We start from the raw sequence: 10930 nt of genomic DNA on the forward strand, positions 1-10930 counted from the left end.
GGAGTCTGAACATGAAACGTCGTGAGATTTTGCTTTCGTCTGCGGCTCTGCTGGCGGCCGGAGTGTCTGCGCAAGCTCTGCCCACCCGCATCCTGGTCGGCGCACCGGCCGGTGGCTCCACCGACACGCTGGCCCGCACGCTGGCCACCGAACTGGGGCGCTTGCTGGGCAAGGTGGTGATCGTCGAAAACCGGCCCGGCGCCGGCGGCAATATCGCGGCCGAGGCCGTGGCCAAGGCCGCGCCCGATGGCAACACGCTGTTGATGAGTTTCACCAGCCACGCCATCAATGCCTCGCTGTACCCCTCCCTGCCGTTTGACCCGATCCGCGACTTCACGCCGCTGACCTGCGTGGCGACCTCGCCCTCGGTGCTGGTGGCCCACCCCTCGGTGCCGGCCAAAGACGTGCGCGAGCTGATTGCCCTGGCCAAGGCCAAACCGGGGCAGCTCAACTTTGCCATCGGTGCGGTGGGCTCATCGCTGCATCTGGCGGGCGATCTGTTCAAGATGCAGTCGGGCGCCTTCATCGTGAACATTCCCTACCGCGGTACCGCGCCGGCGATTCAGGACGTGATCGCCGGCCAGGTCGAACTGATGTTTGCCGCGATCGGCAACGCCCAGGCGCAGGTGAAGGCCGGCAAACTCAAGGCGCTGGGCGTGACCAGCGCCAAACGCCTGCCTGCTTTTCCGGACGTGCCCGCCATTGCCGAAGTGTTGCCCGGTTACGAGTCGAGCGCCTGGTTCGGCCTGTTCGGCCCTGCACGCATGGCGCCCGAGCTGGCCAAACGCATCAGCGATGCCGCGCGGCAGGCGATTGCCGCGCCCGAGGTGCGCCGCCGGCTCGATGCCGAAGGCGCGCAGGCTGTCGGCAATTCACCGGAAGAATTTTCGAAGTTCGTGCAGGGCGAAATCCAGCGCTGGGCCAGGGTGGTGAAGTTTTCGGGAGCCAAACCGGAATGAACACGCCAGCACCTGCGCCGCAGACCCTCGCCCAAAAGCTGATCGCCCGGGCGGCCGGACGGTCGTCGGTCTCGCCCGGCGACATCGTGACCTGCAAGGTCGATCTGGCGATGTTCCACGACTCGTCCGGTCCGCGCCGGCTCAAGCCCATGCTGGAAGAACTCGGCGCGCAGATCTGGGACAAGTCGCGTGTGGTGCTGGTGATGGACCATTACGTGCCCGAGCGTGACGACGAGTCGCGCAAGATCGTACGCATTGCGCGCGACTGGGCGCGTGAGCAGGACCTGCCCCATGTGTACGACAGCCAGGGCATCTGCCATGTGGTGGTGGCCCAGCACGGCCACATCCGGCCCGGCATGTTCTGTGTCGGTGGTGACTCGCATTCGCCCACCGGCGGGGCGTTCGGCGCCTACATGTTCGGTATCGGCAGCACCGAGATGCTGGGCGTGGTGGTGACCGGCGAGATCTGGCTGCGTGTGCCGCAGACATTGCAGATGCACTGGCGCGGCCGCCTGCAAAAAGGCGTGACCGCCAAGGACATGATGCTGCACATGATTGGCCGCTTCGGCATGAACGGCGGGCAGTACCAGGCGGTGGAGTTTGCCGGCCCTGCCGTCAAGGCGCTGGCCATGCAGGAGCGCATGACGCTGTCCAACATGAGTGCCGAGTTGGGTGCGCAGGCGGGCCTGATCGCGCCTGATGAAACGACAACGGCGTGGCTGGCGGCGGCCGGTGCGCCGACGCCCGACACGAGCGGCTGGCATACCGATGAAGGCGCTGCTTTGACCCGCCACGAATTCGATGCCGGCACTCTGGCGCCGTTTGTGGCCGCGCCGCACAGCCCGGCCAATGCCGATGTGGTGGGCCGCTACAGTGGCACCCCGGTGGACGTGGCCTACATCGGCGCCTGCACCGGCGCCAAGCTCGACGACTTGCGCGCCGCCGCCGAGGTGCTGCGCGGCCAGCGCGTGGCGACCGGCGTGCGCCTGATGGTGGCGCCGGCCAGCCAGAAGGACCAGAACGCCGCGCGCGAAGAGGGCGTGCTGCAGGTGCTGCTTGATGCCGGCGCCGAATTGTTTCCTACCGCTTGCGGCGCCTGCGCCGGTTATGGCGAGACCATCGGTGACAACACCACGGTGATCTCGAGCACGGCGCGCAACTTCAAGGGCCGCATGGGCTCGGCGACCGCGCAGGTCTACCTGGCCTCACCCTACACCGTGGCCGCCTCGGCGCTGCGCGGTGTCATCACCGATCCGCGTGAGGTGCTGGCATGACGCAGGCGGCGGCCACCCACCGTGTCTGGAAGCTCGGTGCCGACATAGACACCGACGTGCTGGCGCCCGGCCATGCCATGAAACACGGCATCGACAAGATTGCCACCTACTGCCTCGAATCCGTGCGCCCCGAATTCGCCGGCCAGGTGCGGCCGGGCGACGTGATCGTGGCCGGCTCCAACTTCGGCATTGGCTCCTCGCGCGAGCAGGCGGCCGCCGTGTTGGTCAAGCTTGGTGTGGCGGCGGTGATTGCCCCGTCGTTCAGCGGCCTGTATTTCCGCAACGCCTTCAATGTGGGCCTGCTGCTGCTGACCTGTCCGGAGGCTGAGCGTTTGCAGGAAGCCGAGCAGGTCGCACTCGATACCACACATCTCGCGGTGATTTCAGGCGCTGGCGAGCGCCTGACCTGCGAGCCCATCCCCGACTTCCTGCTGGACATGGCACGCAGCGGCGGATTGATGAACCAACTGCGAATCCGATTTGGCAAGGAGCCTGTTCAATGACTGATATTTCCACTGGGCCGGTGATGGACCCCGTTACCCTGGCCGTCCTCAAGGGCCGGCTGGAGCAGGTCGCCGACGAGATGGACGCCACGCTGTACCGCAGCGCCTTCAACCCCATCATTGCCGAGGCGCACGACGCCTGCCACGGCCTGTATGACGCCGGCTCGGGCGACACGCTGGTGCAGGGCAAGTCGGGCCTGCCGGTGTTTGTCGGCGCCATGGCCTTTGCCGTGCGCGCGGCAGCCCGGGTGGCGCGCGAGCGCAGCGCGCCCGGCGATCCGGCCGACGGCATGGCCGACGGTGACACCTGGCTGTTCAACGACCCTTACGAGGGAGGCACCCATGCCAACGATTTCAAGCTGGTGCGGCCCTTTTTTCGCGGCGGCAAACTGTTTTGTTACCTGGCCTCGGCCGCGCACTGGCATGACGTGGGCGGCGCGGTGCCCGGCAACTACAACCCGGCGGCCACCGAGTGCTGGCAAGAAGCGGTGCAGATTCCGCCGGTGCGCATCGTGCGCGCCGGTGCACTCGACGCCGATGTGCTGGCCATCCTGCAGGCCAACACCCGTCTGCCCGACAGCCTCTGGGGCGACCTCAACGGCCAGCTCGCCGCGCTCGAGCTCGGCGTGCGCCGTCTGCATGGCCTGCTCGACGAGTATGGCGACGCGCTGGTGCTGCAGGCCATGGGTGAGCTGCGCGCGCGCGCCGTCCGCCTCATGCGCTCGCACATTGCCTCGCTGCCCGATGGCCGCTACTCCTTCGGTGACATCCTGGACAACGACGGCGTCAAGGACGAAGCGTTGACGATTGCGCTCGACATGACGGTGCAGGGCGAACGCATGACACTCGATTTTTCGCGCACTTCGCCGCAGTGCGCCGGCCCGGTCAACATCTCGCGCGCCACGGCGATTGCCGCCTGCTATGTGGCGCTCAAGCACCTGTTTCCCGACGTGCCGGCCAATGCCGGCGTGCTCGACGCGGTGGACTTCGTGCTGCCCGACGGCTTGGTCATCAGCGCGGCGCGGCCGCGGCCCGTGGGCGGCTACACCGAAACCATCTTGCGCATGATCGACGTGATTTTCAGCGCGGCGGCGCAGGCTGATCCGACACGCGCCGTGGCCCAGGCCTACGGCACCATCAACGCGCTGTCGATCGCCGGGCACCGCACGGATGCGGCCCGCCAGGGCCAGCGCTGGGTGATGTTCAGCTTCTTCGGCGGCGGCCACGGCGGCCACTCGGGCGGCGACGGGCTGAGCCACGGCAATGCGCCGATCTCCACCGCCACGATTCCGCCGCTGGAGATTCTGGAAGCGGCGTACCCGGTGCGTTTCACCGAGTGGTCACTGCGCGCCGACTCCGGCGGCGACGGCCAGTACCGCGGCGGACTGGGCGCGAACTACGAGATCGAACTGCTCGAGCAGGACGCCGAGGTCTTCATCTTCGGCGAGCGCGGCAAGTCCGCGCCCAAGGGCATTGCGGGCGGTGGCGAGGCTGCGGTCAATGTCTTCAGCTACGAGAACAACAATGAATGGAAAACACCCCCGATGGTCTCCAAGATGGTCGGCATCAAGCTGAAAAAAGGCGAACGCGTGCGCCTGCAGACACCGGGCGGCGGCGGTTTCGGCGCACCTGCGGATCGCTTGCAGGGTTCGCGTGAGCGCGATCAGGCGCTCGGCTATGTGACGGCAGGCGCCGCGAAGAAGGAGGGCGCATGAGCACCGCCGGGCAATTGATCGTCGGCGTCGATGTCGGCGGCACCTTCACCGACTTGTTTGTGCTGGACGAAGCCAGTGGCAGCGCGCGCATCGTCAAGGTGCCTTCCACACGCGGCGAGGAGGCGCGCGGTTTCATGAACGGCGTGGCCCGCGTCGCCGATTCCGCGGCCAGCATCGCCACCATCGTGCATGGCACGACGGTGGGCACCAATGCGCTGCTCGAGCGCAAGGTGGCGCGCACCGGCATCATCACCACGCGCGGCTTTCGCGACGTGCTGGAGATGCGCCGGCGCGACCGGCCGCAGACCTGGGGGTTGCGCGGCAGCTTCGAGCCCATCGTGCCGCGCGACCTGCGGCTCGAGGTCGATGAACGCGTGCTGGCCGACGGCAGTATCCACACCGCCGTGGACCTGGACCAGGTTCGCGCCCAGGCGCAAGCCCTGCTGGCCGCGGGCTGCGAGGCGGTCTGCGTCTTCTTCATCAACACCTATGCCAACCCGGCCAATGAACGCGCCGCCGTCGCGGCCGTGCGCGAGCTCTGGCCCAACGCCCATGTGACCGCTGCCAGCGAGGTCCTGCCCGAGATCCGCGAGTTCGAACGCTGCTCCACGGCCACGCTCAACGCCGCGCTGCAACCGGTGGTCGGCAGCTACCTCACGCGCCTGGAGTCGGATCTGCGCAGCCAGGGTTTTGCCGGTGAGTTGTTGATCGTGCAGAGCAACGGCGGCGTGATGTCGCGCCAGACCGCCTGCGACGTGCCGGTGCGCACCGCGCTGTCGGGCCCGGCGGCCGGCGTGATTGCCTGCGCGGCGATTGCCCGCTCGGCCGGTTTCCCCAACGCCATCACCGGCGACATGGGCGGCACCTCGTTTGACGTGTCGCTGGTCGCCAAGGGCGAAGCGGCGCTGTCGGCGCAGACCTCCATCGAGTTCGGCATGGTGGTGCGCTCACCCATGATCCAGATCGAGACCATAGGCGCCGGTGGCGGCTCCATCGCCTCGGTCGATGCCAGCGGCATGCTGCAGATCGGCCCCGAGTCGGCCGGCAGCAACCCGGGACCGGCCTGTTACGGCCGCGGCAACACCCGCCCGACCGTGACCGACGCCAACGTGCTGCTGGGCCGGATCGCCGCCGACCGCCCGCTGGGTGGCGGTCTGCTCGCGGCCATGGACGCCGGCAAGGCGCGCGCCGCCATCGAGCAACATGTGGCGCAGCTCCTGGGGCTGGACGTGATGGCGGCGGCCGAGGCCATTTTGACGGTGGCCAACGCCAAGATGGCCGGCGCGATCCGCGTGGTGTCCATCGAACGCGGGCATGATCCGCGCAACTTTGCCTACATGCCGTTTGGCGGCGGCGGCGCGCTGCATGTGTGCGCCATGATGCGCGAAGTCGGCGTAACCACCGGCATCGTCCCGCGTTACCCCGGCGTCACCTCGGCGCTGGGCTGCGTGATGGCCGACATGCGGCACGATGCGGTGCAGACCCTGAACAAAGGCCTGGCCGAGCTCGACATCGCCGACCTGCGCCAGCGCATCACCAGCGTCGCGGCGGCCTGCCAGCAACGACTGGACTCGGCCGGCGTGCGTTTCTCCGAGGTGCAGCAAGTCATTGCGCTGGACATGTTGTACGCGGGCCAGACCCACACGGTGCAAGTGCCTTTGCCGGTGACGCAGGTGGACCTGATTACCGCGGCAGTGATTCAAACCGCGTTTGAAGCGGCTTACCTCGCCGCCTTTGGCCGCGTGCTGGGTGGCATCGCGATCCGTGTCATGAACCTGCGCTACGCCCGCATCGGCGTGCGGCCCAAGTTCGACCTCGCGGTGCTGGCCCCGACGGGCGCCGGCTCGACGCAGCCTAGCGGTGAGCAGCAGGTGTTCCACGCCGGGCGCTGGTGGGCGGCGGTGCGTTACCCGCGCCTCGACTTGCCGGTGGGTGCGCGCATCGATGGCCCGGCCATCCTCGAGCAGCCCGACACCACGGTCTGGCTGGAGCCCGGCTTTCACGCGACGGTCGACAGCTTTGGCAACCTGCTGGTCAAACCCTCCTGATACCACCATGAAAACTTCACCGAAAAAAATCGCACTGATCATCGTTGATTTGCAAAACGATTTCCTCGCGCCCGACGGGGCCTATGCGCGCGGCGGCGCGGCCAGCGCGGCCGCGCGTGAACTGCCCGGCCGCGTGGCCGGCGTGGTGCGTGCACTCAAGGCGGGCGGCGGCCTGGTGGCGGCGAGCCAGTTCACGCTCTGGCCCGATGCCCAGGGCGAACCCATGGTTTCGCCGCATCTCAAAGCCTTGCGCCCGTTTCTGCGCCGCGGCGACTTCGCCCCCGGCAGCACCGGCCAGGCCAATGTGGCCGAGCTGCAGCCGCTGATCGATGTGTCGGTCTGCAAGGTCGCCTACTCGGCGTTTTTCAACACCCAGCTCGACTGGGTGCTGCGCCATGCGGGCATCGACACCGTGGCCGTCTGCGGCATTGTCACCAACGGCGGCGTCGCCAGTACCGTGCGTGATGCCCACATGCGCGAGTACCACACCATCGTGTTGAGCGACGGCTGCGCGGCCTTCAAGCCCGACGTCCATGCGACCTCGCTGGCCGACATGGGCACGATCGCGCAGGTGATGCGCTGCGAAGAATTCATCCAGTCGCTGTCATGACACTGCCCGTGATCCGCCGCGCCGAACGCATGGATGCCCCGGTCCATGTGCCGGTCGCGATTGTGGGCGCCGGCGCCTGCGGCCTGACCGCGGCGCTGATGCTGCGTGACGCCGGCATCGAGTGTGTGGTGCTCGAGCGCGACGCCGTGCCCAGCGGCTCGACCGCGCTGTCCTCGGGCTTTGTGCCCGCACCCAACACGCGCGTGCAGAAGTCCAAAAACATTGACGACAGCCCGCAGCGTTTTGCGGCCGACATCCAGGCCAAGGCCCATGGCACGGCGGCTCCGCAGCTGGCCACGGCTTATGCCGAGGCGATCGGCCCGGCGATCGACGCCCTGCAGGCGCGCCACGGGCTGGACTTTGTGCTGCTCGACGATTTCCTTTACCCCGGCCACAGCCGGCACCGCATGCACGCCGTGCCCGAAAAAACCGGCGCCGGCCTGATGGCGCGCCTGCAGCAGGCCGCCGAAACGGCCGACGTGCCCATCGTGACCCGCGCGCTGGTGCGCGAGCTCTGGCTCAATGCGCGCGATGAAGTCCTGGGCGTCGCCTACGAACGGCCCGACGGCACGCTGGAGCAGCTGTCCTGCGACGTGCTGGTCCTGGCCTGCAACGGCTTTGGCGGCAACGCGGCCATGGTGCAGCAGCTCTTGCCCGAGATGAAGGGCGCCACCTTTGCCGGCCACACCGGCAACGACGGCAGCGCCATCGCCTGGGGCCGCGCGCTGGGTGCGCGCCTGGCCGACCTCGGCGGCTACCAGGGCCACGGCTCCTGGGCCGTGCCGCAGGGCGCGCTGATCTCGTGGGCGCTGATGATGGAAGGCGCGCTGCAGATCAATGCGCTGGGCCGGCGCTTTCACGACGAAACCGGCGGTTATTCGGAAGCCGCCGTGCAGGTGCTGGCCCAGCCCGGCAGCGTGGCCTGGAATGTGTTCGACGAGGCCTTGCTCACGTTCGCGCGCAGCTTTCCCGATTTCCGCGAGGCCGAAGCCGCCGGCGCCCTCAAACGCTGCGATAACGAGGCGGCGTTGGCCGCACTGATCGGCTGCGATGTCGGCGCCTTGCACGCCACGCTGGCGGCTGTGGCCCCTGGCGCCGCGGCGCCCGACGGCCGCGTCTTCAAACGTGCGCTGCAAGCACCTTTCTACGCCGTCAAGGTGACAGGCGCGCTGTTTCACACCCAGGGCGGGCTCGACATCGACGCTCAGTGCCACGTGCTGCACGAAGACGCCAGCCCGTTAAAAAATCTGTTGGCCGCCGGCGGCGCCGCGCGCGGTGTCTCGGGCAACGCGGTCTGGGGTTATCTCTCGGGCAACGGCCTGCTCAGCGCGATTGCGGGCGGCTACATCGCGGCGCGCAGCGCGGCCACGTTACTGGAAACCAAGCCATGAACCCCAAGCTTTCATTGAAGCAGCGCCTGGCGCAAGCCCGGCCCGTGCTGGCCCCCGGTGTCTACGACGCGCTCAGCGCGCTGGTGGCCGAGCAGGCCGGCTTCGAGGCGCTTTACCTGTCAGGCGCCTCGATCGCCTACACGCGCCTGGGCCGCTCTGACGTGGGCTTGACGACCTTCACCGAAGTGGCCGACACGCTGGCCCGCATCACCGAGCGTGTGAGCCTGCCGGTCATCGTCGACGCCGACACCGGCTTTGGCAATGCGCTCAATGTCATGCGCACGGTCCGGGGTTTCGAGCGCGCCGGCGCCGCCATGATCCAGCTCGAAGACCAGACCTTTCCCAAACGCTGCGGCCACCTCGACGGCAAGGCCGTGGTGCCGGTGCAGGAGATGGTCGGTAAGCTCAAGGCCGCGCTCGATGCTCGCACCAGCGCCGAGACGCTGATCCTGGCGCGTACCGATGCCATTGCCGTCGAGGGCCTGGACGCGGCGCTGGAGCGCGCCGAGCGGTATTTTGAGTGCGGCGTCGATGCCCTGTTCATCGAGGCATTACGCACGCCCGAGCAGATGGACACGGCCTGCGCCCGTTTTGCGCAGCGCATTCCCATGCTGGCCAACATGGTCGAAGGCGGCAAGACGCCGGTGCAAAGCGCCACCGAACTCGGCGCACGCGGTTTCCGCATCGTTATCTTCCCCGGCGGCACGGTGCGCGCCGTGACGCACACGCTGCAAGGTTATTACGCGAGCCTGCACCAGCACCAGACCACCGCGCCGTGGCAAAAGCAGATGCTGGACTTTGACGGGCTCAATCAGGTCATCGGCACGGACGAGCTGATGGCGGCCGGCAAGCGTTACGAGTAAGCAGGCTTGAGGCTGCACACGCTGAAACATCATGGGCGCTCCCGAACTTGGCCCGCAAACTTCCGCCAGAGCCCGTTCTGCGGCGATCAGGACGGTTGCGCTGTTCGAGGCCTTCAAGGGCGCGGTCGTGCTGGTGGCCGGCAGCGGCCTGCTGCTGCTGATCCACACCGACGTGCACGCCGCGGCGGCCAGGCTCATTGAACATTGGCACCTGAACCCGGCCTCGCGTTACCCGCAGATTTTTCTGGAAGCCGCGTCCAACCTGCACGACAGCCGGCTGATGCTGCTGGCCGCCGGTGCGGCGCTGTATGCGCTGGTGCGTTTTGTCGAAGCCTGGGGTCTCTACGGAGAGAAGGCCTGGGCCGAGGTTCTGGCGGCGGTCAGCGGCGGCATCTATGTTCCGTTTGAAATTGCCGAACTGCTGCGCCGGCCAAGCTGGCATGGCGCCTTGCTGCTCATGCTCAACCTGGTCATTGTGGCGCTCATGGTCTGGGCGTTGCTTCAACGTCGAAAGCGTGGTGGCCACCCTGAGGCCTGATCTTGGGCCGTCAATGCTCCTGATATCATAGCTGCTAGCGCTCGTGTTTATTGGGTTGCGGGCACTTTTTGATTGAAATCAGCCCCGGCGCCTCGCCATGTAAAACCACTCCTGCCCCGGCTCGGCGCGCGGGTTGGGAAACACCACAAAACCGTCATGCGGCGCCTTTACCTCGGCGCCGCTGTAGCGCACACCAATCACCTCACCGGCCTGCACCGCATCAAAACTGCGCCACTCGCGGCTGAAGCGGTCGCCCGCGTGCTCGCGGTCTGTCACATCGACCAGGCGCAGGATCTCGCGCTCGGCAGGCAAGGGTTCCAGCGGCAGGGATGCCATGCCCAGCAGTGCCAGCGTTTGCACAATCGCGTGGCGCGCCACCTCAATCCCCTGCGGATCGTCGTGCTGGCCGCATTCCAGCGTCACGCCGTAGCCGCCGCGTGAACGCATGTACTCCGTGGTACCCACGCCGTAGTTGGGGTTGGTCACCAGCGTCTGGGCGCGGGCCGAGCCTGCAGGTACCGGCGCTGCCGCACGGCGCTGCACACCACGCGCATAGGTGTCCAGCCAGCCTTCGACAATGCGCGGAGCGCCGGTGCACAGGGCCAGCTGCATTTCCTGTTCGGCTTGGTTGAAGGGCTCCAGCGTGCCCGTGTTGTTCTGCGGGCCGATCATCACAAACGGTGCACCGCCGGTGTGGAAGGAGTGCAGGTCCAGCAGCACTTCATGCGCATCGAGCAGCGGACACAGCACATTCGCGATGCGGTCTTCAAAATCCTGCGGAATCGCACTTGGCGCCATGTTGCGGTTCAGGTTGCGGTCGCCGGTGCGCTGTTTGCGCTGGTAGGCCAGCGGGTTGGTGACCGGCACAAAGGTCACCGTGCCGCGTTCGATGGCCAGTTGGCCGCTGTCGATGTCTTGCAACAGCTGCGCGATGGCTTTTGCGCCGCAGACCTCGTTGCCGTGCACCGCGCCAAGCACCAAGAGCTTCGGGCCGGGGGCCAGGCCGTGGAAGGTGTGGGTGGGTAGGTG

The 10930-nt window shown here is 67.5% G+C and carries 10 protein-coding genes; 9 read left to right on the plus strand and 1 reads right to left on the minus strand.

From position 1 onward, the window contains the following. The first annotated feature begins 11 nt into the window (after positions 1-11). Genes B7G53_RS04015 through B7G53_RS04055 form a run of 9 tightly spaced genes read left to right on the plus strand, consistent with a single transcriptional unit; the run spans position 12 to position 9901 of the window. Positions 12-959: a tripartite tricarboxylate transporter substrate binding protein gene (locus B7G53_RS04015; RefSeq protein ID WP_096663770.1), complete on the plus strand. Its 948-nt coding sequence runs from the start codon at positions 12-14 to the stop codon at positions 957-959. Continuing rightward, entirely contained in the window at positions 956-2233 is a 1278-nt protein-coding gene (locus tag B7G53_RS04020; protein ID WP_096663773.1) for a 3-isopropylmalate dehydratase large subunit, read from the plus strand. Before B7G53_RS04015 ends, B7G53_RS04020 begins: the two co-directional genes overlap by 4 nt. After that, positions 2230-2736: a LeuD/DmdB family oxidoreductase small subunit gene (locus B7G53_RS04025; protein ID WP_096663776.1), complete on the plus strand. Its 507-nt coding sequence runs from the start codon at positions 2230-2232 to the stop codon at positions 2734-2736. Before B7G53_RS04020 ends, B7G53_RS04025 begins: the two co-directional genes overlap by 4 nt. Then, positions 2733-4451 (plus strand): hydantoinase B/oxoprolinase family protein, encoded by a 1719-nt coding sequence (locus B7G53_RS04030; RefSeq protein ID WP_176491277.1) that lies wholly within the window; start codon positions 2733-2735, stop codon positions 4449-4451. Before B7G53_RS04025 ends, B7G53_RS04030 begins: the two co-directional genes overlap by 4 nt. Then, on the plus strand, positions 4448-6499 hold the full coding sequence (locus tag B7G53_RS04035) for a hydantoinase/oxoprolinase family protein (RefSeq protein WP_096663784.1): 2052 nt from the start codon (positions 4448-4450) through the stop codon (positions 6497-6499). Before B7G53_RS04030 ends, B7G53_RS04035 begins: the two co-directional genes overlap by 4 nt. A 7-nt stretch (positions 6500-6506) precedes the next feature. Further along, positions 6507-7109: a cysteine hydrolase family protein gene (locus B7G53_RS04040; protein ID WP_096663787.1), complete on the plus strand. Its 603-nt coding sequence runs from the start codon at positions 6507-6509 to the stop codon at positions 7107-7109. Continuing rightward, on the plus strand, positions 7106-8500 hold the full coding sequence (locus tag B7G53_RS04045) for an FAD-dependent oxidoreductase (RefSeq protein WP_096663790.1): 1395 nt from the start codon (positions 7106-7108) through the stop codon (positions 8498-8500). Before B7G53_RS04040 ends, B7G53_RS04045 begins: the two co-directional genes overlap by 4 nt. Beyond that, positions 8497-9363 (plus strand): isocitrate lyase/PEP mutase family protein, encoded by an 867-nt coding sequence (locus tag B7G53_RS04050; RefSeq protein WP_096663793.1) that lies wholly within the window; start codon positions 8497-8499, stop codon positions 9361-9363. The genes B7G53_RS04045 and B7G53_RS04050 overlap by 4 nt, the downstream gene beginning before the upstream one ends. A gap of 31 nt (positions 9364-9394) precedes the next feature. After that, positions 9395-9901 carry a DUF2127 domain-containing protein gene (locus B7G53_RS04055; RefSeq protein ID WP_096663796.1) on the plus strand — a complete coding sequence of 169 codons (507 nt, stop codon included), beginning with the start codon at positions 9395-9397 and terminating at the stop codon, positions 9899-9901. 78 nt (positions 9902-9979) lie between these two features. Here B7G53_RS04055 and B7G53_RS04060 read toward each other — a convergent pair. After that, positions 9980-10930 (minus strand): succinylglutamate desuccinylase/aspartoacylase family protein (locus B7G53_RS04060; protein ID WP_096663923.1); only part of this gene is annotated, 951 nt, incomplete at its 5' end.

It is taken from the genome of Polaromonas sp. AET17H-212, assembly GCF_002379085.1.
In the GTDB taxonomy this organism is placed as follows: domain Bacteria; phylum Pseudomonadota; class Gammaproteobacteria; order Burkholderiales; family Burkholderiaceae_C; genus Polaromonas.